At 41.4% G+C, this 26204-nt stretch carries 22 protein-coding genes and 1 other RNA gene; 15 read left to right on the top strand and 8 right to left on the bottom strand.

The window, feature by feature from the left end; translation table 11 throughout:
* The first annotated feature begins 61 nt into the window (after positions 1 to 61).
* Positions 62 to 2143 carry an ATP-binding protein gene (locus tag J2W55_RS15265; protein WP_310097238.1) on the top strand — a complete coding sequence of 694 codons (2082 nt, stop codon included), beginning with the start codon at positions 62 to 64 and terminating at the stop codon, positions 2141 to 2143.
* An 8-nt stretch (positions 2144 to 2151) separates the two neighbouring features.
* Here the strand turns inward: J2W55_RS15265 and J2W55_RS15260 are convergent, their stop codons facing one another.
* Positions 2152 to 3510, bottom strand: coding sequence for a GH1 family beta-glucosidase (locus J2W55_RS15260; protein ID WP_310097235.1), 1359 nt, complete (start codon positions 3508 to 3510; stop codon positions 2152 to 2154).
* A gap of 295 nt (positions 3511 to 3805) precedes the next feature.
* Between J2W55_RS15260 and J2W55_RS15255 the strand changes: the two genes are divergently transcribed.
* The 4 genes from J2W55_RS15255 to J2W55_RS15240 are packed head-to-tail and all read left to right on the top strand — an operon-like array spanning position 3806 to position 5798.
* Positions 3806 to 4276, top strand: a complete 471-nt coding sequence (locus tag J2W55_RS15255; protein ID WP_310097232.1) for a DinB family protein — start codon at positions 3806 to 3808, stop codon at positions 4274 to 4276.
* 48 nt (positions 4277 to 4324) lie between these two features.
* Positions 4325 to 4732 carry a hypothetical protein gene (locus J2W55_RS15250; protein ID WP_310097229.1) on the top strand — a complete coding sequence of 136 codons (408 nt, stop codon included), beginning with the start codon at positions 4325 to 4327 and terminating at the stop codon, positions 4730 to 4732.
* Complete coding sequence (locus tag J2W55_RS15245; protein ID WP_310097227.1) at positions 4732 to 5382, top strand: SCO family protein; 651 nt, start codon at positions 4732 to 4734, stop codon at positions 5380 to 5382. The genes J2W55_RS15250 and J2W55_RS15245 overlap by 1 nt, the downstream gene beginning before the upstream one ends.
* A complete protein-coding gene (locus tag J2W55_RS15240) occupies positions 5379 to 5798 on the top strand; it encodes a c-type cytochrome (protein ID WP_310097224.1) in 420 nt (139 codons plus the stop codon). The genes J2W55_RS15245 and J2W55_RS15240 overlap by 4 nt, the downstream gene beginning before the upstream one ends.
* A gap of 289 nt (positions 5799 to 6087) precedes the next feature.
* Here the strand turns inward: J2W55_RS15240 and J2W55_RS15235 are convergent, their stop codons facing one another.
* On the bottom strand, positions 6088 to 6489 hold the full coding sequence (locus tag J2W55_RS15235; protein WP_310097221.1) for a DUF3574 domain-containing protein: 402 nt from the start codon (positions 6487 to 6489) through the stop codon (positions 6088 to 6090).
* Positions 6490 to 6614: 125 nt separating this feature from the next.
* On the opposite strand from J2W55_RS15235, the gene rnpB reads away from it, so the two are divergent.
* The 6 genes from rnpB (at position 6615) to J2W55_RS15205 (ending at position 13662) form a co-directional block, all read left to right on the top strand.
* Positions 6615 to 7001: RNase P RNA component class A (gene rnpB / locus J2W55_RS15230), an RNA gene on the top strand.
* Between the two features lie 126 nt (positions 7002 to 7127).
* Complete coding sequence (locus tag J2W55_RS15225) at positions 7128 to 8507, top strand: sigma-54-dependent transcriptional regulator (RefSeq protein WP_310097218.1); 1380 nt, start codon at positions 7128 to 7130, stop codon at positions 8505 to 8507.
* 96 nt (positions 8508 to 8603) lie between these two features.
* Complete coding sequence (locus tag J2W55_RS15220; protein ID WP_310097215.1) at positions 8604 to 9065, top strand: hypothetical protein; 462 nt, start codon at positions 8604 to 8606, stop codon at positions 9063 to 9065.
* Positions 9066 to 9323: 258 nt separating this feature from the next.
* The gene (locus J2W55_RS15215; protein WP_310097212.1) at positions 9324 to 10787 is read left to right on the top strand and encodes a hypothetical protein; all 1464 of its coding nucleotides are present in this window, start codon (positions 9324 to 9326) and stop codon (positions 10785 to 10787) included.
* A gap of 111 nt (positions 10788 to 10898) precedes the next feature.
* Positions 10899 to 12686, top strand: coding sequence for a translation elongation factor 4 (gene lepA, locus J2W55_RS15210; RefSeq protein ID WP_310097209.1), 1788 nt, complete (start codon positions 10899 to 10901; stop codon positions 12684 to 12686).
* A gap of 94 nt (positions 12687 to 12780) precedes the next feature.
* Entirely contained in the window at positions 12781 to 13662 is an 882-nt protein-coding gene (locus J2W55_RS15205; protein ID WP_310097207.1) for a bifunctional 5,10-methylenetetrahydrofolate dehydrogenase/5,10-methenyltetrahydrofolate cyclohydrolase, read from the top strand.
* 71 nt (positions 13663 to 13733) lie between these two features.
* On the opposite strand, the gene J2W55_RS15200 is transcribed toward J2W55_RS15205, so the two are convergent.
* From J2W55_RS15200 to J2W55_RS15190, 3 genes are all read right to left on the bottom strand, one after another.
* Positions 13734 to 14069: a Rieske (2Fe-2S) protein gene (locus J2W55_RS15200; protein WP_310097203.1), complete on the bottom strand. Its 336-nt coding sequence runs from the start codon at positions 14067 to 14069 to the stop codon at positions 13734 to 13736.
* Between the two features lie 8 nt (positions 14070 to 14077).
* Positions 14078 to 14755 carry a hypothetical protein gene (locus J2W55_RS15195; protein ID WP_310097201.1) on the bottom strand — a complete coding sequence of 226 codons (678 nt, stop codon included), beginning with the start codon at positions 14753 to 14755 and terminating at the stop codon, positions 14078 to 14080.
* Positions 14756 to 14883: 128 nt separating this feature from the next.
* Positions 14884 to 15648 (bottom strand): hypothetical protein, encoded by a 765-nt coding sequence (locus J2W55_RS15190; RefSeq protein WP_310097200.1) that lies wholly within the window; start codon positions 15646 to 15648, stop codon positions 14884 to 14886.
* Between the two features lie 213 nt (positions 15649 to 15861).
* Here J2W55_RS15190 and J2W55_RS15185 point away from each other — a divergent pair, with 213 nt between their 5' ends.
* Positions 15862 to 16485 (top strand): 7-carboxy-7-deazaguanine synthase QueE, encoded by a 624-nt coding sequence (locus J2W55_RS15185; protein WP_310097197.1) that lies wholly within the window; start codon positions 15862 to 15864, stop codon positions 16483 to 16485.
* Between the two features lie 39 nt (positions 16486 to 16524).
* Positions 16525 to 18423 carry an OmpA family protein gene (locus J2W55_RS15180; protein ID WP_310097194.1) on the top strand — a complete coding sequence of 633 codons (1899 nt, stop codon included), beginning with the start codon at positions 16525 to 16527 and terminating at the stop codon, positions 18421 to 18423.
* Positions 18424 to 18540: 117 nt separating this feature from the next.
* Here J2W55_RS15180 and recQ read toward each other — a convergent pair whose 3' ends face one another.
* Entirely contained in the window at positions 18541 to 20733 is a 2193-nt protein-coding gene (gene recQ, locus J2W55_RS15175) for a DNA helicase RecQ (protein ID WP_310099080.1), read from the bottom strand.
* Positions 20734 to 20982: 249 nt separating this feature from the next.
* Between recQ and J2W55_RS15170 the strand changes: the two genes are divergently transcribed.
* Complete coding sequence (locus J2W55_RS15170) at positions 20983 to 22068, top strand: mannose-1-phosphate guanylyltransferase (protein ID WP_310097191.1); 1086 nt, start codon at positions 20983 to 20985, stop codon at positions 22066 to 22068.
* Between the two features lie 119 nt (positions 22069 to 22187).
* Here J2W55_RS15170 and rlmB read toward each other — a convergent pair whose 3' ends face one another.
* Positions 22188 to 22949: a 23S rRNA (guanosine(2251)-2'-O)-methyltransferase RlmB gene (gene rlmB / locus J2W55_RS15165; protein WP_310097188.1), complete on the bottom strand. Its 762-nt coding sequence runs from the start codon at positions 22947 to 22949 to the stop codon at positions 22188 to 22190.
* Between the two features lie 328 nt (positions 22950 to 23277).
* Here rlmB and dnaB point away from each other — a divergent pair, with 328 nt between their 5' ends.
* A complete protein-coding gene (gene dnaB, locus J2W55_RS15160; protein ID WP_310097186.1) occupies positions 23278 to 24843 on the top strand; it encodes a replicative DNA helicase in 1566 nt (521 codons plus the stop codon).
* A 79-nt stretch (positions 24844 to 24922) separates the two neighbouring features.
* Here dnaB and chrA read toward each other — a convergent pair whose 3' ends face one another.
* Positions 24923 to 26122: a chromate efflux transporter gene (chrA, locus tag J2W55_RS15155; RefSeq protein ID WP_310097184.1), complete on the bottom strand. Its 1200-nt coding sequence runs from the start codon at positions 26120 to 26122 to the stop codon at positions 24923 to 24925.
* Positions 26123 to 26204 lie beyond the last annotated feature (82 nt).

Genomic DNA, 26204 nt, shown 5'->3' with positions numbered 1-26204 from the left:
TAATCAATTAGCTATTGTTCATTCTGGTCACTACCATTATATTTGTTACCATGTTTCGGTAATGTTAAACCTTAATTCTATTAACTTAAAACGTATCCTGTGCAGTCATATTCTGTGGCTGTTTTTAGCTATTTTGCTTGTTTTTAATTCCTGCTCAGGTCATCGTGATAACGGCGACTACTCGCCCGAGTTCAAAGCCATTTTTGACACGGTTGTACAGTATTCCGAAATAAAAAAAGAGCCGCAGAAAGGCACACGTTACCTTGACTCAAGCTTTAAACGGTTAAAGCAGCCATTCGTAAACGACTGGTTCCGCTTTTACAGCATTCATTTTGTTTACCAAAAAAAGGAAGCACATAACGCTCCCAAATCATTATTATATGCCGACAGTATGTTAATGATGGCTAAAAATAGTGTAACCAAAAAGCAATACCAGTTAAATTATGCTGAAGCCAATTTTGCAAGCGGCGATGCTTATTTTGATTTGCGGCAGTATAGCAGTGCCTATAAATGTTATTACCAGGGCTATTTTATCGGTAAAAACCTCATTAACAATGAAATACTGGCCGAGTATACTTACCGTATGGGTATGATATTGTTTAAACAGGGATATTATAACAAGGCCGCCAGTTACTTTAAAATAAGCTACCGGCAAAGCATGGCTTATAAAGACAATTTCAAAGCTTTTTACCAACGGCAGGAATTACTTGCCAATATTGGCGAGAGCTATAAAAATGCGAATATGATCGATAGCGCCGCGTTGTATTTAACTAAAGCGCTTGATTATATTAATGCCAACAGTGCCCGGTATAGCCATGTACCAAACCTGCTTGATGTGGCACGTGGTGTTGTTTACGGCGACCAGGGCGAAATTGCACTGATAAGCCATAAATATACACTGGCCGAGTATCTGCTGAAAAAAAGTATTGCTATTAACCTGCGTCCCGGAAATGACAACCGCGACGCCCAGCTCACCGAAATAAAACTTTCACGCTTATATCTGCTGCAAAATAAGACCGACCAGCTGTTTGATCTGCTCAAGACTTTAAGGGTACAACTTGATACTTTGAGCAATGAAGATGTTGAACCCAGTTGGAACGAGTTAATGAGCAGGTATTATACGCAGAAAAAAGATTATGAAAAGGCTCTGCATTATTTAAAAACCTATTCATCGCTTAAAGACTCGGCGGTTAATAAAGTAAACTCGCTCAGAGGTACGGATGTTAACCAGCAGCAAGCCAATTTTGATAAGCAAACGCAGATAGACAGTCTTACAGATCATAATAAAACACAGTTCATCTATACCAATCTGGCCGTAGTATTTTTTATAATGGCTGTGATCATTATTTTCCTCGTTTTCAGAAATTTAAAAAGATCAAAAAAGGACATTATAGCAGTTAAAGCCTTAAACGATCAGATAAATGACCAGAATAATCACCTGGAAGCGGCCCTGAGCAAGCTTAAATATAACAGCCAGGAAAAGGACAGGATACTTCGTGCAGTTGCACATGACCTCAGGAACCCTATAGGCGGAATAGCCTCACTAACCAGTGTAATGGTAGCCGATGATGATTATACACCCGAGCAAAAGGAAATGCTTACCCTTATAAAAGATACATCATTTAACTCGCTCGAACTGATCAATGAAATATTGGAAGCAACAAATGCCGCGAACGCTACGCTTAATAAAGAATTAACTGAGATAAATGCGCTATTAAGTAACAGCGTGGAACTGCTGCGCTTCAAAGCCGCTGAAAAAAACCAGGTTATAAACCTTAAACTGCTGGACACCCAGCAGGAACTGCTGATGAGCCGGGAAAAAATATGGCGAGTTATCAGTAACCTCATTAGCAATGCCATAAAATTTAGTCCCGCCAATGCCAACATACTGGTTAAAGCGGTAAATTATGAACGTGAGGTTCAGGTATCTGTTAAAGATAACGGCATTGGTATACCTGATAAATTAAAGGGACAGGTGTTCAATATGTTTACTGATGCCAAACGTCCCGGTACCGGCGGCGAAAAATCATTCGGCCTGGGCCTGTCCATTTGCAAACAGATCATGGAAAAACACAACGGGCGCATTTGGTTTGATAGCGATACAGAGAATGGAACTACCTTTTATCTTTCTTTGCCAAAGTAGTTATACCATCAATCCGACAAAAAATCAGCGTACCACAACCCCGAATCCTTAATAATACGCTGTTGCGTGGCATGGTCAACATAAATTAAACCAAACCGCGGATGGTAACCCTCGGCCCATTCAAAATTATCGGTTAGCGTCCATACAAAGTAGCCATTAACTTTGCAGCCCTCGTTTTTTGCCTTTAAAACCTGTGCTATATAATTTTGCAGATACTTGATGCGTTTGGGATCATTAACCTTATTATCCTTTACAACATCAGGGAACGCTGCCCCATTTTCTGTAATAATAATATTTTTGATCTGCGGATAGGCATCAAATTTTTTGATCATATGATAAATAGACGGCGGATAAACTTCCCAGCGCATGGCGGTCAGTTCTACATTGCGGTCTTCGGCCTTTACCATGCGGGCGTTTATGTATGGCGTAAAAAACGAGTATTTAACAATTTCGCGCGTATAGTTCTGTATCCCTATAAAATCAAAATCAAAATGCATATTGTCCTCATCGCCGGGCTCAAAATATTTTTGCAGACCTTTTAACACCGGCAGCTCTTTAACCGGGTAACCTAATCCTAAAATAGGCTCAATAAACAAACGGTTTATCAGCGCATCGGCCCGAACAGCGGCAGCTACATCACGGGGTTTGCTGGTAAGGGGTTCAATTTGTGAGCAGGAAAAGGTAGTACCTATTTGTGCTTGCGGCAACAGTTTACGCAGTATTTTACCGCCCGCGGCTATGCTTAAAACAACATGATGTATAGCGGGCAAAAAATTTTTCATTCCGCTGCGCCCCGGGGCGTGTATACCAAAAAAATAGCCTGCACCGGTAAATACAACAGGTTCGTTCATTACCATCCAATGTTTTACCCGGTCGCCAAAGCTTTGCGCGCACAGGGTTACAAACTCACTGAACCAATTTACAGCTTCGCGATTAGTCCATCCGCCTTTTTGCTCAAGCGCAAGCGGCATATCCCAATGGTAAATGGTAACCCATGGTTCAACCCCGGCTTTAATACAACAATCAATAACGCGGTTATAATAATCAATACCGGCCTGGTTTACATAGCCGGTGCCGTTGGGCAACAAACGAGCCCATGCTATAGAAAACCTAAAATTTGGAATATTAAGCTGCTTTACCAGGTTAATATCATCCTCATAGCGGTTATAAAAATCGCAGGCGATGCGGGCATGGTCTGCATTTAATATTTTCCTTTTTTTTGCGGTAAAAGCGTCCCATACCGAGTCGCCCTTGCCATCAGCATCATGCGCGCCTTCTATCTGAAAAGCAGCTGTAGAAACGCCCCAAATAAAATCCGGGCCAAAAAGTTGTTTGTGAATTGGTATATCCTGATCAGTTAATTCCATTAAATTGAGCTACGCAAAGCCCAAAAATGCGATTATATTTATGAAAGAAAAATTTTACCGGATAACTTAATGTATGAAAGATGATTTCATACTTTTAAGCATCATCCATTCGCGCAAACCGCTGATAAGCCTCGAAAAAACTGAAATGAATTTCATAACTCTGCTTTTTTTGTATAACTAAAGGTAACACAACAGTATAACCTAATTGTAACAGTTATATTATCATATTATTAAACAGATTGCTTTGAGTTTAACGATATAAGCCTGATACTTGTTTCAATAATGCATTAAACGGATGAGAACACATTTCATTAAAATGTTCAATTATGATCGTTTTGCTAATGATCTGATACTGAACGCCATCATTGACTCCGGCGAACCCGAGCGACCGCTGCAGCTTTTTTCGCACCTGCTAACAGCCTCACAGGTTTGGCTAAACCGTTGTAAAGGAGCCGCTCTTGAGCATAGTAACCCGTGGTCTGAATATACAGTTGCCGAGTGCCGGCAGTTGGTTAGCTATTGCCATGATAGCTGGATAAATTATGTGGAAGGATTACCGGATGCAGATTTTACTAAGGTAATTAACTACCAGAATTTTAAAGGTGATCATCTGCAAGACCAGTTAAGCGATATTTTTACCCAGGTAATTAATCATGGCACCCATACCCGGGCGCAGGCCGGGCAGCAATTAAAATTAGCCGGCGCTCAAAGTTTACCGGGTACTGACTATATTTATTATTTACGCGCGTTAAAAAGCAACATTTAACCCTTTTATTTGTAATATTTGCCACTGCTAACCCTATCAGATAAAAACATGAAAAAATATATTTTAACCATTTTTACCGGTGTTGTTTTATTAGGCTGCGCCGATGGCAAAAAACAGGAAAAGTTATTGTTAGATAGCGTAATTGCAGTTCATGATAAGGTGATGGGCAATGAGGAGCAGTTAATGAAAAACAAAATGGTTCTTGATTCATTACTAAAACATGATTCTGTTACCGTAGCTAAGAGCGCGGTTACTGAATTATTAAAATCGGTTGATAGCGCTGATAATGCCATGAGCGACTGGATGCATAAGTTTGACGCCGAGAACAAGGGCAAATCTCACCAGGAAATAATGGAATACCTTGGCGACGAGAAAAAGAAGATCATAGCTATTGATTCGCAAATAAATGTGGCTGTAAATGAATCAAATAAATTTTTGAGCACATACAAAAAATAATGAAGAAATTACTGTTATTAAGTGCTGCTGGTTTAGCATTTTTAAATGCGTGCAAACCAAACAACCAGGCAAAGCTTCCTATTTTAGGCAACCGCGAACCGGTTACTAAAACCGTAGATGGGAAAACCGTTACCGACACTGTATACTCCACCATACCAGGGTTTAAGTTTGTGAACCAGTATGCCGACACCATTACCAGCAAAAGCCTTGACGGCAAAATATATGTTGCCGATTTTTTCTTTACCACCTGCCCTTCTATTTGCCCGGTAATGCACCGCAATATGCTTAACGTGTATAACGAATTTAAAACTGATGATAATTTCAGGATCATATCGCACACCATTGATCCTAAATATGACACCGTACCGGTATTAAAAAGATATGCCGATAAGTTGGGAATAAGCGGTAATACCTGGTGGCTGCTGCTGGGTACCAAAGAAGAAACCTACGGGATAGCAAGAAACTACCTGGTATCGGTACAAGAGAAAAATCCACAGGGCGAGTATGTTCATGACGGATATTTTATTTTAGTAGATAAGCAAAAACGCATTCGCGGCACTTATGATGGTACCGATCCGGCCCAGGTAACCAAATTAATTGCGGATGTAAAAATATTAAAGGCCGAACCAGACGAAACCCCCGCCAAATGAGATACGGGCTTGTTATTTGGACAGGCTTGCTGCTAATTGTGCTGGCGGCATCATGCCAAAGTGATGAACAGGTAGAGTTTGCCCGTTATTATTCGGGCGGCAGCACGTTATATATTACGCACTGCCAAAACTGCCATGGCGAAAAAGGCGAAGGTTTGCAAGCTCTTATCCCTCCGCTTACCGATGCTACTTATCTCAAGAATAACAGATCATCGCTTGCCTGTTATGTTAAAAACGGCCTTAAAGGAAAAATAACCGTAGCGGGCAGAAACTTTGAAGGCGAAATGCCTGCCGCGACTGATCTGTCGCCTATTGAAATTGCAAAAGTGCTTACCTATGTTACCAACTCTTTTGGTAATAAGGCAGGCGTGCTTAATTTGCAGCACGTCCAGGCCGATCTGGAAAAATGCCGGTAGCAGTAGAACATTCCTAATCCAGTATTACAATTGGCCTTTTTTCTGTAAACGATTCTACATTTTACCTGCAGGTTGCAGAGTTTACTCACCCGATCTACGCTTCGCTGGATCACCCTCTCTTCGCCTTTTGGCGCAAAGAGGGGTTTTTCAAATTATAAGTAGTGTGTGTACAGTACCCAGGAACTTCATCACAGTAAAAAAACTGCTTCCCCCTCTTTCCAGCGAAGCTGAAGAGAGGGCCGGCGAGCGCAGCAATGCCGGGGTGAGTCGTCGCCGACAGTTTAAACCTTTAAGGCGTCTTGCTAATAAAACGCACATTGGATTTGGCGTCAGTACGCAATACACTTTGCTGGTGAAACCTGCGTATATACAATTGAGCAATGCTATCCAGTGCGGCATCCCTTTGCTTACTTGCCTTGCTGAAAAAGGTAGCTACTTTGGTAGGCTCGGTTATGGTTACTTTTGTTTGGGTGTCTTTCCATCGGCCGGCGGCATCCCATTCTGTATAGCCTTCAGGAAAATAGCGGCTGATAACACTGTCGCTAAACGCTTTCCATTGCTGCTCAGTTACCTGGCCACCGTTAGGGATATTCCTGCCGAAATAAAGGTCGCTTCGCTGAAAAGTTGCGCATGAAGCAAGGCTAAGGCAACATAGCACAGCCCATGTTGTAAGGTTGTTTGTTTTCATCATTGTAAACTGGTTTTGGTTTAAGGCTAAGATAAAAAAAAATGAACTTAACAGCGGTTATTACCATCTGTACCTGGCCCCTCTACTCCTCTTTTTAGCAAACCAAAACAAATTTCTGTATCTTTACCTTCGCAAAACGTTCTATCGCTGCTATCATGTATAGCGGAGGAAAGTCCGGGCAACACAGAGCATCCTGCTTCCTAACGGGAAGGCGCCGGCAGCCGGCGACAGCAAGTGCCACAGAAAATAAACCGCCCTGATTTATCGGGGTAAGGGTGAAAACGTGAGGTAAGAGCTCACGGCATTTCCGGGCGACCGGAGATGGCGGTAAACCTCAGGAGTTGAAAAACCAAATAGGTCCCGGAAGCGGAGCTGCTCGCTCCCGCAGTCCGCCATCCGGCGGATCACTCCGGGATGGGTAGGTTGTTTAAACCTGTCAGCAATGGCAGGGCCAGATTAATGATAGAAATTGCCTTCCGGCAATACAGAACCCGGCTTACAGATTTGCGGCTGACAATATACCCCTTTCCGTAAAACAGAAAGGGGTTATTTTTGTTACAAGCACAAGTGTTTATTTTTCTATACAAAATCTTATATATTAGCAACCTGAACATTGCTCCCTACTTACTTAAATAAAAAACATGGCTAAAATTTTAATAATTGATGATGAGCGATCGATCCGTAATACTTTACGCGAAATACTTGAGTATGAGGATTATGAAGTTGAAGATGTAGATAACGGCGTTGATGGCTTACAACTTATAGAAAAAAAAGACTATGACCTGGTACTGTGCGACATAAAAATGAACCGCATGGATGGCATGGAGGTACTGACGGAAGGTTTGGCTATAAAACCCGATCTGCCTTTTATCATGATATCCGGCCATGGCACTGTTGAAACAGCTATCGAAGCCAGTAAAAAAGGTGCATTTGACTTTATATCAAAACCACCCGACCTTAACCGCCTGTTAATTACCGTACGCAACGCGCTTGACCGCGGAAGCCTTGTTGTTGAGGCCAAAGTATTAAAACGCAAGGCTTCAAAGGTTAGGCCTATTTTGGGTAATTCACAAGCCATTATAAAAATAAAAGAGACTATTGACCGAGTAGCCCCTACCGATGCACGTGTATTGGTAACCGGCGCAAACGGCAGCGGTAAAGAACTGGTGGCCCGCTGGCTGCATGAAAAATCAAACCGGTCGGCCGCTCCTATTATTGAGGTAAATTGCGCCGCTATTCCTTCTGAGTTGATAGAGAGTGAATTATTTGGACATGAGAAAGGTTCTTTTACCTCGGCTATTAAACAACGCATAGGTAAGTTTGAATCGGCCAATGGAGGCACCCTTTTCCTTGACGAGATTGGCGACATGAGCCAATCAGCACAGGCCAAAGTTTTACGTGCCCTTCAGGAAAATAAGATCACCCGGGTAGGCGGCGAAAAAGAGATAGACGTTGATGTGCGCGTAATAGCGGCTACGAATAAAGACCTGCTCAAAGAAATTGAAGCCGGTAATTTCAGGATGGACCTTTACCACCGCCTTAGTGTTATACTTATACACGTACCGCCACTGGTTGAACGTAAGGATGACATAGCACTGCTTACCCAAAGCTTTCTGGATGAGATATGCAATGAATATGGCATGCCTGTTAAAAAAATATCCGAAGCTGCGCTGGACGCCCTTAAAGCCTTGCCGTGGACAGGTAACATCCGCGAGCTACGAAATATGGTGGAGCGATTGATCATATTAAGCGATAAAACCATAACTGATAATGATGTACGGGCATTTGCCAATCCATCGGCGCCGGCAGCCATTGGTGGTGATGGCGGCGGGGTTGCTCAAACAGATTTTGACCAGTTTAATAACTTCCAGGAGTATAAAGACTACGCGGAGCGCGAATACATTAAGTTCAAGCTCGAAAAAAATAACTGGAATGTTTCAAAAACTGCTGATGATATTGATATACAACGCAGTCACCTATACAGCAAGATCGAAAAATTCGGCCTCAAAAGAGGTGAATAACAGCGTTTTACGGTTCTTAAAAAAGCGGTTTGCGGCAATGCAAGCCGCTTTTTTTTATCGGTTTAAATTACTTAACATTGTAAAAACCTATATAATATGAAAGTGAAATTCTGTCTGCTTATCAGCCTTATCGTTGCAACATCCTGCCGGCAAAAAGAAACCAAATCCGACAAAAAGCCCGATCAGCCGCTTATTGGCAGCTGGCACCTGATATCGAGCAAAAGTATTACCAAGGGCGACACAACCGTAACTACGCCTCCAAAAGACCAGGAGATGGTTAAAATATTCAACGGAACCGATTTTGCCTTTTTTACCCATGATCTAAAAAAAGGTAAAGTTGACAAACCTGTTTTTGATTCAGGCAGCGGGACCTATACCCTGCAGGGCAACAATTATTCAGAACACCTTGCCTACTGCAATTACCGCGATTGGGAAAACCGTGATTTTAAATTCACTGTACAATTTAAAAACGACACCCTGGTGCAAACCGGTATTGAAAAAATTGACAGTTTGAAAATTGATCATGAAATCATTGAAACATATGTTAAAATGCGTTAATAATGCACGCTTTTGCGCGTATTATTTTCATTTTAGCATTCATTTTAACTGTTTATTGATCTAAAAACGGCATCTGGTAACAAAAGCTATAATCCAATCCTAAAAACAAACATGTTGTTGCAACATAAACTCCTCGGGCTGTCATTGTGCATGACAATGTTCTTTAACAACTGCAGATTTGACAAGACAAAACTTGCAACTATAAGCAGTGATTCTGTAATGACTATAAGTGTTGCTCAAAACACACCATTAAAAAACATGTTTGGGATAAATAGTTACGAATGGAATTTTCTGCTTGATCCTGCCAATCCAAACCTTAAAAACCATATATATGAGCCTAACATGGCTCTAATAAGGTCGTTCAGCGCGGTAAGGCACTATATGAACTGGAACAAACTGGAAAACTCTAAAGGTAATTACACTTACAACCCAACAAATAACGGCAGCTGGAATTATGACCTCATATATACAAGGTGCAAGCAGGACAGTATGTTGGTTTTGGCCGATCTGAAGAACTGTCCAACCTGGTTGGTAAGTACTTATCCCCCAAATTTGCAGGACAATGAAAATGTACCTGCACCTTACGGATCAAACCTCAGTGATCCAGCGTCATATGCAGATCAGGCGCGCGCCGCTTTTCAGTTTGCCGCAAGATATGGCTACAATACAACGGTTAACCCGGTATTGGTTAAAGTTGACAGCCGCCCCCGCTGGGCTAATGACCCGCCAAATGAGGTTAAAATTGGCCTGGGCCTCATAAAATATATAGAGTGTGATAATGAGCGCGATAAATGGTGGAAAAGCGAAGCAACCAAACAAACACCAGAAGAGTATGCGGCTAATTTATCGGCGTTTTATGACGGAAACAAGGGTAAATTGGGTAATAACGCTGGTGTAAAGACCGCTGACCCAAACATGCAGGTGGTGATGTGCGGCCTGGCAACCGCTGATGTCAATTTTGTTAAACGAATGGTAAACTGGTGTAAAATCAATCGCGGATATAAGCCGGACGGCAGTATTGACCTTTGTTTTGATGTGATCAATTACCACTTATATTCCAATGACGGTAATATATTAAGGCATTCAAAAACAACAACAGGTGTTGCCCCGGAGCTGTCTATGGCGGGTGTTATTGCTGATAGTTTTATAGAGTTCTCCAGGAGTTTACCACATCATCCTGAAGTTTGGGTAACTGAAGTAGGTTACGACATTAACCAACAAAGCAATGAAAAAGCCGTACCTGTTGGTAACAAATCAGTATTGCTTACCCAGGCCGATTGGATAATACGTTCATCGTTATTGTACATGAGGCATGGTATCAAACGTATTTTCTTTTACCAGCTTTTTGATGATAAACCAAATGGTACAATACAGTTTGCAACATCAGGGCTGGCAGAAAACGCAAAGCGCAGACCTGCTGCTGATTATATATTACAGGTAAATAAGCTAATGGGCAATTATATTTATAAAGGCACTATCAATAAAGATCCGCTTGTTGATAAATACCAATTAGGAAAACGCATAATTTATGTGCTAACCGTACCTGACCAAAAAGACCGCACCACTAATTATCAGTTAAACCTGGGCACGCCAAAGGCTACTATTTTCATGCTTAAGCCGGGCACCGACACCATGGGCAAAAAGGAAATGAGTTTAGTAAATGGTAAGTTAAATATTGCAGTGAGCGAAACGCCGGTTTTTGTAAAAGCAGGTACTGAGTAAACGGTGCCGTGCTTATCTGATTATCGGTTTATAAACAGATTTATAGTTCAATTGGCTAATTAAAAAACTACACATCAAAATCTCGTCTTAAAAAGCTATTTTTGCGGTTCAATGGAGCACATTCGTAATTTTTGTATCATAGCACATATTGACCACGGCAAAAGCACACTTGCCGATAGGTTATTAGAATATACCAATACCATAACCCAACGCGAATCGCAGGCACAACTGCTTGATGATATGGATCTGGAACGTGAACGGGGTATCACCATAAAAAGCCATGCCATCCAGATGGACTATGAACTTGATGGTCAGAAATATATACTCAACCTCATCGATACACCAGGGCACGTGGATTTCTCTTATGAAGTTTCACGCTCCATTGCTGCATGTGAAGGTGCATTACTCATTGTTGATGCTGCGCAGGGCATACAGGCCCAAACTATTTCAAACCTTTATCTGGCACTGGAAAATGACCTTGAAATAATCCCTATCTTAAATAAGATGGATCTTCCGGGTGCTATGCCCGAAGAAGTAAAAGACCAGATAGTTGATCTTATAGGCTGTAAACGCGAAGATATCCTTGCGGCATCGGGTAAAACAGGTATGGGCGTGCATGATATATTACGCGCCATTGTTGAACGTGTACCCGCCCCTGTTGGTGATCCAAAAGCTCCATTACAGGCTTTGATATTCGACTCGGTATTTAACTCTTTCCGTGGTATCATCGCTTATTTCAAAGTAGTTAACGGCGAGATCCGCAAAGGTGATAAAGTAAAATTCGTAGCTACTGAAAAACAATATCTTGCCGATGAGGTAGGAACTTTAAAACTGCGCCCGCTTCCTAAAGATGTGATCAGGACAGGTGATGTAGGCTACATTATATCGGGTATTAAGGAAGCTAAAGAGGTAAAAGTAGGTGATACCATCACACAGGTTGATCGTCCTTGTGCCGAAGGAATACAGGGCTTTGAAGAGGTAAAACCGATGGTATTCGCGGGCATTTACCCTGTTGATACCGAGGACTATGAAGAGCTTCGCGAATCAATGGCCAAATTGCAGTTAAATGATGCCTCATTGGTTTTTGAACCTGAGTCGTCAGCGGCGCTGGGATTTGGGTTCCGTTGCGGATTTTTAGGCATGCTGCACATGGAGATCATCCAGGAGCGGCTGGAGCGCGAGTTTAACATGACAGTGATCACCACTGTGCCTAACGTGTCATACATCGCCCATACAACCAAGGGTGATCCTATTATCGTAAATAACCCATCTGACTTGCCCGACCCGAGCAAAATTGATTTTGTGGAGGAACCATATATTAAAGCAACCATTATTACAAAGGCTGAATTTGTAGGGCCGGTTATGTCGCTCTGTATCCAAAAACGGGGCAATATAGTTAACCAGTCGTATCTAACTTCGGACAGGGTTGAGCTGATATTTGAGATGCCGATGGGCGAAATAGTTTTTGATTTTTATGATAAGCTAAAAACTATTTCAAAAGGATATGCTTCTTTTGATTATCACCAGATAGGTTATCGCCAGTCAGATCTTGTCCGCCTGGATATCCGTTTAAATGCGGAACCTGTAGATGCTTTATCGTCATTGATATACAGGGGCAACTCCTATGATTTTGGTAAAAAGATCTGCGAAAAGCTAAAGGAGCTTTTACCACGCCAGCAATTTGAAATTATTATACAAGCGTCAATCGGCGCTAAGATCATAGCACGTGAAACAGTTAAGGCCTTACGTAAAGATGTGACTGCCAAATGTTACGGCGGTGATATTTCACGTAAGCGTAAACTATTGGAAAAACAGAAAAAAGGTAAAAAACGCATGCGCCAGGTAGGTAACGTTGAGATACCCCAGTCAGCATTCATGGCCGTGCTGAAATTAGACTAATTTAGATCTGAGATATTAGATCTGAGATTATGAGACATAAGATGTTTCGTTGTTTTCTCATATCTAATATCTCACGTCTCCTATCTATATTACAATGCAATTACTCGACGGAAAATACGTATCAGAAAAACTTAAGGTTGAAATAGCAGAAGAAGCAGCTAAGATATTGCAAAAAACCGGTAGGCAGCCGCATTTAGTGGCCGTACTGGTTGGTCATGACGGTGGCAGCGAAACCTATGTAGCAAGCAAGATGAAAAACTGCGAAAAAGTCGGTTTTAAATCAACCCTGGTACGCTACGAAAATGATGTGACCGAAGATGAGCTGCTGAAAAAAGTTGAAGAACTAAATGCAGATGCCGACATTGATGGCATCATTGTACAATTACCCCTGCCCAAACATATCGACCCGGAAAAAGTAACCGAGAGGATTGACTATCGTAAAGATGTGGATGGTTTTCATCCGGTTAACCTCGGCCGTATGCAGCGTAACCTGCCTTCGTTTATTCCGGCTACCCCCTACGGTATTACATTGATGCTCAAAGAGTATGGCATTGATACTGTGGGCAAACATTGTGTTGTGGTAGGCCGCAGCAACATTGTAGGTTCTCCTATGAGTATTTTAATGGCCCGTAACACTACTCCCGGCAACTGTACTGTTACCATTTGCCATAGCCGCACACCCGATATTAAGAGCATTACATTACAGGCAGATATATTAATTGTAGCCATTGGCAAAAAGAACTTCATTACTGCCGATATGGTGAAGGACGGCGTGGTTGTTATTGATGTAGGAATGAACCGCGAAACCTCGGCCCTGACCAAATCGGGTTATAAGCTGTATGGCGATGTTGATTTTGAAAATGTAGCCCCTAAATCATCATGGATAACACCGGTGCCGGGGGGCGTTGGTTTAATGACCATTATAGGTTTACTTAAAAACACATTGGCTTCGGCTAATAAAGAGGTATATCCCTAATTAGGCTAAGCGGTTGATTGAGCCGGATGAATAAAACAGTAACTACTTGTTAAGTCAGCTCCATCAACCGCTTACTTACTTCCAAACAATCTATCCCATAAAGAGCTGATGCCTACATAGATCTCATCATTCTTAATGGTAACCGGATAGGTTTTAACAAAATCATTCTGACCCTCCCCGCCTTTTCCTGTTGCCAGATTGTAGGTATACCGGTGATACGGGCAAACAATTTTTCCTTTAACGCATAAACCTTCACTCAGATCGGCTCCGGCATGGGGGCAAACAGAGGAGAGTGCGTAAATCTGCCCCTCAAAACCAACCAGGCAAATGTTTTTCCTACCTGCCTTTACTTTGGTAATAAACGGCTTATCGGTGTTTTGTATACCGGTTATTTTATACCACTTCATTATCAGTGCTATTTATCATAAACCAGCATTGCATTACCAATTAGCCAGCGGAAATCATACACAATGCGGGCAAGTAATATTTTAATAGCGAGGGCATCCTTAAAATTGATCATACTATGCTCATAAACTAAAGCATCTGCTTTTTCATTCAATTTAAACCCTACGCCCTTAAATGAATACAATCTGTTATCATTATCAAATACAAAATTTTCATCATTAATTTTCAGAGATATAAGCAGGATAACAGGGTCGATTAGTTCAAAATCAAGGTAAAGATCCTCGTCTGTATTCAAATAAAGTCGAAATTTTTTATGACGGCCTTCATAAAGATCAAACAAAGCATCATCTATGAACTGGCTGTCATTAAAGCTATTGCCTTGTTCCTCTATCTTTTTAATATTGTCAGCCTCATTATCAATTCTTTTTTGCCAATAGTCGTTCATTCGAACACTATCAATTGACTTTTGTCTTATCCTGACCAAATGCTCCAGATGCTGTTTTGCATTATATGCCGGATCTTTGAAGTTATTTAGTACCTGTAACTGGTGATTTACCTGCCATAAAGCTTTTTGATGGTAATGCGCATACAGGTAATCATCTTCATCCAGGTAGCTTTTTATTGACGATTCCAGCGATCGCTTTTCGTCCTCGCACATTTCAATTAGCAGGTTAAGGTCTGATTTCATTTTTTATAATATACCGGGCAAGTTTGTTAACCTAAATTACTTAAACCTTTTTATTATGTTAAAGTAAAAGTGATTTAACAATCTTACCGATAAACTAACAGAGGCTGAGCTTAATGCGTTAAAGCCGGTTAAAAATCGATCTTCAGGTTCATTACCGCCGGGTTCTTTATCACCTCGTCCATGCTTGTAACCAGCGTTACGCTTCTCCTGTCGGCAGATAGCACGGCTTTGGAGTTATTTAGCTTTTTAACCGGCCTTGCAAACTTTAAGATCACCTTATACGGCATATCTATCAGCATAGCCTTCGCCATCATGAAGGTTGACTGGGTTTTCTTTAAAAAGGCGTTGAATTTGGCTTTATCAATTATCCGGTAAAATTTATGAGGTGTAATATCATATGAGTAATAATCCTGCCCGGCTACCATTTGCCTGGCATCAAAGGTCCTGGTAGCTTTATCATTATTTGAAAAAGCATTGATCTGGCTGTTGAGGGCAATTTTTGAAAGATTTTGAAGATAGTATTGAAGGTCGGCTGCATTTTTGGCCACATGCTTTATATTTACCTTCATCACACTTTTTTTAAGGTTCATATTGATGGACAGATCGCTGCTTTTAGCCATATTGCTTTCCTCAACAGTCATTTTTTGCTGAGTGCTATCGGGCATGGCGCTATAAAAATTGAGGGTGGTGTCTTTTACCAGACTAAATTGCGGTGTTTCTTTCACCGAGTCGGACATGAGGTTTACCAGTACCGATACGGCCTTGCTCATATCAAATCCATAAATCACATTACAGCTGCCATCGGCTTTAAAGTCATACCGTTCCTCAATATCAACACATGAGTTAAAAAAAAGCATCGCCAAAAGAATAAGCGGAAGGTAAAGTTTTTTCATTGGCCCATCGTTTTAACTAACTGAAACAGAATTACATCATAACAAATTTATACAGCAACTATCATAGGTAAAATTACGGTGTATTTAATTAAAAATTAAAGTAATAATAGAGATTATTAATGAAAATTAAAAACGCAAATTCAAAAACGTTTACCCTGCGTTTACCATTTACCTTTATGCTTTCGGCTTAAATAGGTACCTTTGCAGCAAATTATGGCACACCAAATTCCAGACGACGGCACGCTGCTTCCATTAATGGAAGAATTTTACACGATACAGGGCGAAGGGTACAATACAGGTAAAGCAGCATATTTTATAAGGCTTGGCGGATGTGATGTGGGTTGTCATTGGTGTGATGTTAAAGAAAGCTGGGATGCTGAGCTGCATCCGCTCACACCTGCTGATCAGATTGTGAATAATGCTTCGGTACATCCATCTAAAGCGGTTGTGGTAACAGGCGGCGAACCTTTAATTTACAATCTCGATTATCTGACTACTCAATTGCATGAAAAAGGTATTAAAACCTTTATTGAAACATCAGGCGCCTATCCCCTTTCTGGCGACTGGGATTGGATATGTTTGTCGCCAAAAAAATTCAAGGCGCCAATTCCGCATGTGGCCGAAAACGCGCATGAGCTAAAGGTGATCGTATTCAACAAATCAGATTTTGAGTGGGCCGAATACCATGCCAAAATGGTTTCGCCTGATTGCAAACTGTATTTGCAGCCCGAATGGTCAAAATCAAAAGAAATGACGCCGTTGATAGTTGATTATGTGATGAATAACCCTCAATGGGAAATATCTTTGCAAACACATAAATATTTGAATATCCCTTAATATTTGTAACTTACGATAATAATTATCGTATCAAAACAGATGAAAATTGTAATCATCTCGATTTTATCAATTTTTTTATCCATTTCGGCCTGGTCACAAACGCAATACACTACCACCAACAAGGACGCTATAAAGTATTATATAGCAGCTCATCAAAATATTGACGATCATACTTATGACGAAGCAATAGAGAACCTTCAAAAAGCCATTAAGGAAGATCAAAAATTTGTTGAGGCCCATTTCCAGTTGGCCGATGTGTTCCGTTTAAAGCACCTGTATAAGCAGGCTATTGAGCAGTATTTAAAAGTAATAGCGCTTAATCCCGATTTTAACAAAGCCGTTTATCTGAAAGTTGGTGAAAGTGAAATTACAGAAGCTAACTATGCACAGGCGCAGCAACATCTGGAAAAGTATTTGACCTATCATGACATTACTCCTCAAAATACCCTGTATGCTCAAAAACTGGTAAATGATGCAAAATTCAGCATTCAGGCTATACAACATCCCGTAAGTTTTAAACCCGTAAATATGGGGCCCGAAATTAATACTGCCAATGATGAATACTTACCGGTGGCCACTGCTGATGAGTCAATGCTGATATTTACGCGTAAGATCAACAACAACGAAGACTTTTATAAAAGCATTATTGATAAAGGTAAATGGCAAAAAGCCAGCTATCTTAGTGAGCAGATCAACACAGCGCAGTATAACGAGGGCGCGCAATCAGTATCACAGGATGGCAAATACCTGTTTTTTACCGGCTGTAACCGGCCGGACGGAATGGGGAGATGCGATATTTATATAGCGCAGAAAAAAGGCAACGACTGGGGTAAGCCTTTTGATTTAAATCCTCCTGTAAACACCTCAGGATGGGAGTCACAGCCTTCCATATCAGCTGATGGGCGTACCCTTTATTTTGTAAGCAACCGCGGAGGCGGGTTTGGCGGTTACGACATCTGGAAATCTACATTAACCGATAAAGGTTGGGGACAGCCGGAAAACCTGGGGCCTAATATTAATACGCCCTACAATGAGCAGTCGCCGTTTATACACCCTGATGACAGCACACTTTATTTTAGCTCAAACGGATGGCCCGGATTAGGTAATAAAGACCTTTTTGTAAGCAGACTAAGCAAAGATGGCAAATGGCAAAAGCCTGAAAATTTAGGGTACCCAATAAATTCCAATGGCGACGAAAACGGGCTTACCTTAACAGCCAGCGGCAATTATGCTTTTTTTGCCTCAGACAATTTGAATGGTTATGGCGGTTATGACATTTATACTTTTGAATTACCTGTAAATGTAAGACCACATATGGTAACTTATGTAAAAGGCAGTGTTAGGGATGCTCAAAACAATCAGCCGCTCGAGGCAGCTGTTGAGATCATTGACCTGCAAAGTAACCAGCCGGTTTACCAGGATTACAGCAGTACAGATGATGGTAATTTTTTGGCGACCATTACATCCGGTAAAAATTATGGTCTGAACATTTCAAAAAACGGGTATCTATTTTACTCAGAAAACTTTTCGCTGATAGGATACAAGACCAAAAATCCATTTAATATTTCAGTGAGTTTATCGCCCATTGAAGTGGGCAATAAGGTTATACTTAAAAACATATTTTTTGATACCAATAAATTTGATCTGGAGGCGGAGTCAAAGGCTGAGTTGATCAAGCTGATTGAGTTTTTAACTGTAAACCCGGTGGTGCATATAGAAATATCGGGGCATACAGACAATGTGGGTGCCGATCAGATCAATCAAACTCTATCAGAAAACCGGGCAAAATCAGTATATCAGTATCTTATAACCAATGGCATAGCAGCCACTCGCTTAGTCTACAAAGGCTATGGTAAAACCCAGCCCATTGCTCCAAATGACACAGAAGAAAACCGTGCTAAAAACCGAAGGACGGAATTTAAGATCATCTCAAAATGACAATAAACTAAATAAGATTATCAGAATCCGTAGAGGAATGTATGACCGTTCTGTTTTCATAAAAAAACCTTTAGAAATCAATTCCTAAAGGTTTTTTGTTGTGTACATCAGGGCAAATTAATTACCCATTTCTGATATAAATTTTATTCGCATTAGCTGTACCTCTTCACGGGTGTAATCATCGTTACCCAATTCGGCCAGCGCGTCATCAATGGAGTCTGCTTCGGCGGTACGAAAGTAATCAAACACTTCTTCCTGCTTATCTTCATCTATTACTTCGTCAATGTAATAGTTCAAATTAAGCTTTGTACCAGAGTTAACTATGGTTTCCACTTCCTTCAATATCTCTTCGTAAGTAAGCCCTTTAGAAGCTGCTATATCATCCAGATTTAAATGCCGGTCAATATTCTGGATGATAAAAACTTTTAGCGCAGATTTATTGGCCGCGCTTTTGATCACCATGTCAACAGGGCGGTCAATATCATTATCCTCTACATACTTTTGTATCAGATCGGTAAATGGCTTACCAAATTTTAAGGCCTTACCTGCGCCAACTCCCGAAATTTGTTTTAACTCATCGGTAGTAACCGGGTAATGTGTACACATCTCCTCAAGCGACGGATCCTGAAATATAACAAATGGAGGTAGCCCCTTTTGTTTAGCCAGTTTTTTACGTAACTCCTTAAGCATTTGAAGCAACTGCGTGTCCAGTGCACCACCGCCTTGTTTTGGGCCGTCCGGATCATCTTCATCATCAGTGGCTTCAATAACTTTATTCAGTAAAAAGCGAATGCTATAAGGATTATCAATAAAAGCGTTACCGGTTTTTGTTAACCTAAGCAAGCCATATTGGTCAATATCTTTTGAAAGATAATTGTTAAGTAAAGCCTGCCTTAACAAAGAGTTCCAGAGGTTTTTACCCTGTTCCTTACCCGACCCATAATAATCAAGCTGATCATGCCCATAATTCTTTATCTGGGCGTTCTCCTCTCCTATCAGTATGCTGATAATGTGGTGATCATCAAATTTTTCGCCAATATGCCTAATCAGGCTTAGCGCCTTGTGCAGGTGTTCTTCGCCATCAAAATGTTCTTTATGGCCGCAGCAATTATCGCACATGTTATTACAGCCGGCTTCATTAAAGTTTTCGCCAAAGTAATGTAACAGCTGCTTACGGCGGCATACTGAGGATTCACAGTAATCAATAACTTCTTTTAATATCTGTGTGCCAATTTCACGTTCAGAAACCGGCTTGTCCTTCATAAATTTCTGAAGTTTATCAATATCTTTTTCCGAATAAAAGGCAACACACACACCCTCGCCCCCGTCACGGCCCGCGCGCCCGGTTTCCTGATAGTAACCCTCCATGCTTTTAGGTACATCATGGTGTATTACATAACGCACATCCGGTTTATCAATACCCATACCAAAGGCAATGGTTGCTACAATAACTTCTACATCTTCCATCAGGAATTTATCCTGCGTATCGGCACGCACCTTGGGGTCTAAACCCGCGTGATAAGGTAATGCCCTTACGCCGTTTAAATTAAGTGCCTCAGCAACCTCTTCTACCTTTTTACGGCTAAGGCAATATATAATCCCCGATTTTCCCTGGTTTTGTTTTACAAACTTTACAATCTCCTTAATTACATTGCGCTTGGCACGTACTTCATAAAAAAGATTGGAACGGTTAAATGATGATTTAAAAATGGTTGCATTGTTCATTTGCAGGTTCTTCTGAATATCCTGCTGAACTTTTGGAGTAGCTGTAGCCGTTAACGCGATAATGGGGATATTCTCCCCAATATTACTGATCACCTGTCTGATTTTACGGTATTCCGGTCTGAAATCGTGCCCCCATTCAGAGATACAATGCGCTTCATCTACCGCCACAAATGAAACATGATTAAGTCGTAAAAAGTCGATATTTTCCTGCTTCGTCAGTGATTCCGGAGCAACATATAACAACTTGGTTTTTCCGGATAACACATCTTCTTTAACGCGGCCTATATCTGATTTGGTAAGTGATGAGTTTAAAAAATGGGCTATACTATCCGAGCCTCCAAAGGCCCTTAACTGATCTACCTGATTTTTCATCAAAGCTATCAGCGGTGAAATTACTATCGCGGTGCCTTCGCTCATTAATGCCGGCAACTGATAACACATGGATTTACCACCACCTGTAGGCATGATCACAAAAGTATCATTACCTGCCAGTATGTTAGTTATAATCGCTTCCTGCTCCCCTTTAAAGTTGTCGAATCCGAAAAAATTCTGGAGATTATCAAATAGCGACTTCTTAGTTTCTATCATTTGGTTAACGTGATCTTGAGATGTATTTAAAAGTTTAAAGTAACAAAATTTAATGAATAAACGATGGATTTACTTTTAAATTTTATACAAATATGATTATTGAATGAAAAACAATTTGTTTCTTTAATGTATTTAAATTGTGAACAAATTAACTATCTGACTATTTAGTTTTATTTAATACATAATTAACAGATTATTCTACATTTTTGCGCTGGCTACACCAAATAAAAACTCTTTTATACACAAATGAATAAAAACCATTATGCGATCATTATGGCGGGCGGCATAGGCAGCCGTTTCTGGCCAATAAGCCGCTCCTCGCATCCCAAACAGTTTATAGATATACTTGGCACCGGCCAAACACTGATACAAAACACCTATGAGCGTTTCCTGAAAGTTTGCCCGAAGGAAAATATTTATGTGGTAACCAACGAGAGTTATACCAAACTGGTTAAAAGCCAGCTGCCCGATATGTCCGATCAGCAGATCCTTACGGAACCTGCCATGCGTAATACCGCGCCCTGTGTGGCCTATGGCTGTTTTAAGATAGAAAGCCTTAACCCCGATGCCGTTATTGTGGTAGCCCCCTCTGACCAGCAGATCCTGGACGAGGATGCTTTTATAAGCGCCATTGAAAGGGCATTGCAAACCGCTGCCAGCCATGACTGCCTGATCACCCTGGGCATTAAGCCATCCAGGCCCGATACCGGTTATGGCTATATCCAGTATACCGACCATACCATCAACCACGATTTTCACAAGGTGAAAACCTTTACCGAAAAGCCTACCCTGGAGATTGCCAAAACCTTTATTCAAAGCGGCGACTTTTTATGGAACGCGGGTATCTTCATCTGGTCGGCCGGTGCTATTTTAAAGGCTTTTGGCCAGTACCTGCCCGAAATGCATGAGATCTTCGCGGATGCCCGCCCGGTGTACAACACGGCTGATGAACGTACCCATATCCATAAAGCCTACCAGCATTGCATCAATATTTCCATTGACTATGGCATTATGGAAAAGGCCGATAATGTTTATATCCTGCCTTCCGACTTTGGCTGGAGCGACCTGGGCACCTGGGCCTCTATTTATGACCTGGCCGAAAAGGATTATGTTGGCAATGCGGTGATCCCTTCGGAAAAGGTGATCATGTATGATTCATCTAACTGCATGGTGAATGTACCCGGCGAAAAGCTGGTGATCCTGCAGGGCATGCATGATTTTATCGTGGTGGAATCAAACAACACCCTGCTCATTTGCCCCCGCGACCAGGAACAAAATGTAAAACAGGTGGTGGCCGACGTAAAAAACAAGTTTGGCGCTAAATATATTTAGGCACCAGCAAGGAGAAGCTTTTTAATACGTTATATCAAATTGATGGTAAAGTAAAAAGCCTGGCTCTTATCGTATAAGAGCCAGGCTTTTGAAAAAGTACCCTTCGGGGCTTGAATGGGCTAAAGCCCTCTTTGCCTTATCGCTTCGTACAATATAACGCCGGTAGATACGGATACATTAAGCGATTCTATCTCACCAAACATGGGTATTTTAGCCAGATGATCGGCAATGCGGATGATTTCGTTGCGGATACCATCCTCTTCCGATCCCATGATAACAGCGGTTGGCGCGGTATAATCCGGCTTATAAATATCATCCTGCGTTTTTTCGGTACAGCAAACCAGCTGCAGGCCCGACTCCTGTAAAAACCTTATGGTTTGCATAAAGTTATCATGCCGGCAAACGGGTATTTTATACAAAGCTCCCGCCGATGTTTTAATAGCATCGGGGTTAATTTGAGCCGAACCCTTGGCCGGGATAACAATAGCATGTACACCCGCACATTCAGCAGTACGGGCAATGGCTCCCATATTGCGTACATCGGTAATGCTATCCAAAACCAATATCAGCGGAACTTCTCCTTTTTCAAATACTTCGGGAATAATGTTCTCTATTTTTTGATAAACGATTGGCGAAATAAAAGCCACTGCGCCCTGATGGTTCTTTGCTGTAAGGCGGTTAAGCTTTTCAACCGGCACTTGCTGCGCGGTAATATTATATTCAGTCAGCAGGGCTTTTAACTCGTGTGATAATCCTCCACCCGCGCCTCTTTGAATATATAGTGCCTCAATTTCTTTTCCTGAAGTAATGGCTTCCATAATGGCCCTGATGCCAAAAACCATTTGGTTGCTTTCACGCTGAGGCCTTGAATTAAATGTCATTTTTAATGCTGTAATGTTTTGGCAAAAGTAGCTATATTAATTGATTAAGCACTTATTGGACTAATATCACATTTTGGTTTTTTATAAATAATTAACAATCGCAAACTTTATTAACATTGTTGTAATTATTTGATTAACAATGGGTAAATTAGGTAATTAACAAAATAACTAACATACCATGTTAATAACCGCTACATACTTAACACAAATTGTTAATTAAGAAATACTCAAAATTATATTGTTGTTAATGTTTGAGTTGAGGCTAAAAACGGCATGTTGGCGCTTTACTAAACAAATCAAAACTAATTTTGTATATTTTTGTCAACTTATGATTTTCGAGAACGATAACCTGCAGAACAAGCCTAATACAAACGACCGCCGAAGCCGAATTACAACGCCAATGCCCTATAGCGGACTGGGCAAACTTCCACCCCAGGCAACTGACCTGGAAGAGGCTGTTTTGGGAGCCCTCATGCTGGAAAAGGACGCATTATCATCAGTAATTGATGTTTTAAAACCCGAAGTGTTTTATCGTGATAATCATCAAAAAATATTTACTGCGATAAAACAGTTATTTGAAAAATCTTCGCCCGTTGATATTCTGACGGTTACCGCCGAGTTGCGTAAACAGGGCGAGCTTGAAATGATAGGCGGAGCCTATTATATTACCGAGCTTACCAGTCGCGTGGCATCAGCCGCAAATATTGAATTTCACGCCCGCATCATCATCCAAAAGTTTATCCAGCGCGAATTGATCCGGATATCAACCGATGTTATTCAAAGCGCTTATGAAGATACTTCTGATGTACTGGATCTGTTAGACAGGGCCGAAAAGAACCTTTTTGAAATTGCCCAAAGTAACCTGCGCCGCGATGCCAGGAAAATGGACGACCTTGTACATGAAGCATTAAAAGATATTGAGGCCCTTAAAGACAAAAAAGACGGATTAACCGGGGTGCCTTCAGGGTTCACCAACCTTGACCGTATGACCTCGGGCTGGCAAAAATCCGATCTGGTAATCATAGCTGCCCGCCCCGCCATGGGTAAAACAGCGTTTGTTTTAAGCTGTGCTCGTAACGCCGCAGTTGATTTTGATAAACCAGTTGTGGTTTTCTCGCTCGAAATGTCGTCCGTTCAATTGGTTAACCGTTTAATATCCGGCGAAACCGAAATTGAACAGGAAAAGATCCGTAAAGGCACACTGGAAGAATGGGAATGGCAGCAGATACACTCAAAAATTGGCCGGCTTGAACAAGCTACGTTAATTATTGATGATACACCGGCCCTTAACATTTTTGAATTCAGGGCCAAATGCCGCAGGTTAAAATCCCAGCATGATATTCAACTTATTATAATTGACTACCTGCAACTGATGCACGGTAAAGGCGAAGGTAAAGCTGGCGGTGGCAACCGTGAACAGGAAATCGGCAGTATATCAAGAGCTTTAAAATCGGTAGCTAAAGAACTTAACGTGCCGGTGATAGCCCTGTCGCAGTTGAGCCGGGCGGTTGAAACCAGGCCTGGCAACTCCAAAAGACCAATGCTTTCGGATCTGCGTGAATCCGGCTCTATTGAGCAGGATGCAGATATGGTGCTGTTCCTTTACCGCCCCGAGTATTATGGCTTAACAGAAGACGAGGAAGGCAATCCAACCAATAACGTGGGCGAAGTAATTATAGCCAAACACCGTAATGGCGAAACCGGCACAGTGCGATTAAAATTTGTTGGTAAATATGTTAAGTTCGCCAACCTTGAAGATGGCGTGGAAGGTTTCCCTCCGGCAACTGGCAGCGCGTTTTCAGGTCTTTCACCGTCGCAGGATTTTGAGAAGCCAAGCAACTTTATTATTCGTCCGTCGCGAATGGACGATATTGATGACGAGCCACCGTTTTAGGCTTGATTTGGAATTTGTTTCTGAAGATTTACCGCTAAGCCATTCAGGCAAGTCCGAAATCGAATATCCCAAATCCAAATCAAAAAAATATTCCCAGCAAAACCCCGATGATAATGATTACCGGGGTTTTTATTTTGGTAAAATTCAATAATGAAAAAGTGCCTATCATGAGGCCATATGCCATCCAGTTGCCACCAAACGGCCTTACTAATAATATAAAAGCGGTTGCCATAAAGCCAACTGCAACGGCGTTTATGCCGCTTAATGAGTTTTTAATGCGGGTTATTTTCTTAAGGTCTTCCCAAAAAGGAACAATGAATAATATCAATATCAGCCCTGGAGTATTTACCCCTATTACAGCCACCAAACTGCCAATGATTTGACCGCCTACACCAAATCCTTTATTGCCCAAAGTTATACCACCTAAAAATGAGGTAAAAGAAAATGTTGGGCCGGGTAAAGCCTGTTGCAAAGCGTAGCCTGATAAAAACTCCGAATTACTGAGATAATGTTTAACCTCAACAAATTCTGTGTACATTAAAGGTACCATAACCTGCCCGCCACCAAAAATCAATATCCCATTTCGATAAAAATTTTCAAATAAGCGTATGGGTAAACTAAAAGGCGAGGTTTGATTGATAATAGCGCCCAAAGCAGCAAAAAACAATAATATACCAATAAAATAAGCTACCTTATTAGGATTAACATTTGAATATAATTTAACCCGGAGCTCGTTTTCCTGCTGCTGGGTTTCCATTGCCGATGATATGATCCCACCCAGTAATATCAATATAGGGAAAGCGTAAGCGTTTTGCAAAATGAGTGTTGATATAAGCGAACCGATGGCCAGCATGGTGCTTATCCGCGTTTTTAAAAACCTGCATGCAAAGGTATAGGTGGCATAAGCAACAATACCAACAGCCATAGGTTGTATAAAAGTGATCACATGTGCAAACTTTGCCTGGTTGGCAAACATTTTATAGCTAATTGCCGCTATCCCCATAATGGTTGCCGAAGGCAGTATCCATATCAGGAAGGTAATTAATGCCAATTGCAATCCACCTACCTTCCAGGCTATACCCACTAATGTTTGGGTTGATGCGGGGCCGGGCAGCACCTGTGACAGCGCGCTGAGCTCCATCAGTTCATCTTCGGTGATATAATGTCTTTTTTCAACAAACTCACGCAGCAATACAGCTATATGTGCCTGGGGTCCGCCAAAAGCAGTGAACGTATAAATAAAAACATCCCGAAGAAATAGAAGATGGCGTTTTTTCATTAATAGTTTAATTCATTGGTTCATTAGCTCACTTGTTCATTAGCATCTGTATTTACCATCTGGCGCACAATAATTAGGTCTC

It is taken from the genome of Mucilaginibacter pocheonensis (assembly GCF_031456535.1).
Classification (GTDB): domain Bacteria; phylum Bacteroidota; class Bacteroidia; order Sphingobacteriales; family Sphingobacteriaceae; genus Mucilaginibacter; species Mucilaginibacter pocheonensis.
The sequence above is the reverse complement of the archived record's forward strand: the minus strand, read 5'-3'. Positions and strand labels throughout refer to the sequence as shown.

What these genes read in the sequence shown, in the direction of transcription:
- J2W55_RS15265 (WP_310097238.1), top strand. Translation starts at nt 62, where the DNA reads ATGTTAAACCTTAATTCTATTAACTTAAAACGTATCCTGTGCAGTCAT.
- J2W55_RS15260 (WP_310097235.1), bottom strand. Translation starts at nt 3,510, where the DNA reads ATGGAATTAACTGATCAGGATATACCAATTCACAAACAACTTTTTGGC.
- J2W55_RS15255 (WP_310097232.1), top strand. Translation starts at nt 3,806, where the DNA reads ATGAGAACACATTTCATTAAAATGTTCAATTATGATCGTTTTGCTAAT.
- J2W55_RS15250 (WP_310097229.1), top strand. Translation starts at nt 4,325, where the DNA reads ATGAAAAAATATATTTTAACCATTTTTACCGGTGTTGTTTTATTAGGC.
- J2W55_RS15245 (WP_310097227.1), top strand. Translation starts at nt 4,732, where the DNA reads ATGAAGAAATTACTGTTATTAAGTGCTGCTGGTTTAGCATTTTTAAAT.
- J2W55_RS15240 (WP_310097224.1), top strand. Translation starts at nt 5,379, where the DNA reads ATGAGATACGGGCTTGTTATTTGGACAGGCTTGCTGCTAATTGTGCTG.
- J2W55_RS15235 (WP_310097221.1), bottom strand. Translation starts at nt 6,489, where the DNA reads ATGATGAAAACAAACAACCTTACAACATGGGCTGTGCTATGTTGCCTT.
- J2W55_RS15225 (WP_310097218.1), top strand. Translation starts at nt 7,128, where the DNA reads ATGGCTAAAATTTTAATAATTGATGATGAGCGATCGATCCGTAATACT.
- J2W55_RS15220 (WP_310097215.1), top strand. Translation starts at nt 8,604, where the DNA reads ATGAAAGTGAAATTCTGTCTGCTTATCAGCCTTATCGTTGCAACATCC.
- J2W55_RS15215 (WP_310097212.1), top strand. Translation starts at nt 9,324, where the DNA reads ATGTTTGGGATAAATAGTTACGAATGGAATTTTCTGCTTGATCCTGCC.
- lepA (WP_310097209.1), top strand. Translation starts at nt 10,899, where the DNA reads ATGGAGCACATTCGTAATTTTTGTATCATAGCACATATTGACCACGGC.
- J2W55_RS15205 (WP_310097207.1), top strand. Translation starts at nt 12,781, where the DNA reads ATGCAATTACTCGACGGAAAATACGTATCAGAAAAACTTAAGGTTGAA.
- J2W55_RS15200 (WP_310097203.1), bottom strand. Translation starts at nt 14,069, where the DNA reads ATGAAGTGGTATAAAATAACCGGTATACAAAACACCGATAAGCCGTTT.
- J2W55_RS15195 (WP_310097201.1), bottom strand. Translation starts at nt 14,755, where the DNA reads ATGAAATCAGACCTTAACCTGCTAATTGAAATGTGCGAGGACGAAAAG.
- J2W55_RS15190 (WP_310097200.1), bottom strand. Translation starts at nt 15,648, where the DNA reads ATGAAAAAACTTTACCTTCCGCTTATTCTTTTGGCGATGCTTTTTTTT.
- J2W55_RS15185 (WP_310097197.1), top strand. Translation starts at nt 15,862, where the DNA reads ATGGCACACCAAATTCCAGACGACGGCACGCTGCTTCCATTAATGGAA.
- J2W55_RS15180 (WP_310097194.1), top strand. Translation starts at nt 16,525, where the DNA reads ATGAAAATTGTAATCATCTCGATTTTATCAATTTTTTTATCCATTTCG.
- J2W55_RS15170 (WP_310097191.1), top strand. Translation starts at nt 20,983, where the DNA reads ATGAATAAAAACCATTATGCGATCATTATGGCGGGCGGCATAGGCAGC.
- rlmB (WP_310097188.1), bottom strand. Translation starts at nt 22,949, where the DNA reads ATGACATTTAATTCAAGGCCTCAGCGTGAAAGCAACCAAATGGTTTTT.
- dnaB (WP_310097186.1), top strand. Translation starts at nt 23,278, where the DNA reads ATGATTTTCGAGAACGATAACCTGCAGAACAAGCCTAATACAAACGAC.
- chrA (WP_310097184.1), bottom strand. Translation starts at nt 26,122, where the DNA reads ATGAAAAAACGCCATCTTCTATTTCTTCGGGATGTTTTTATTTATACG.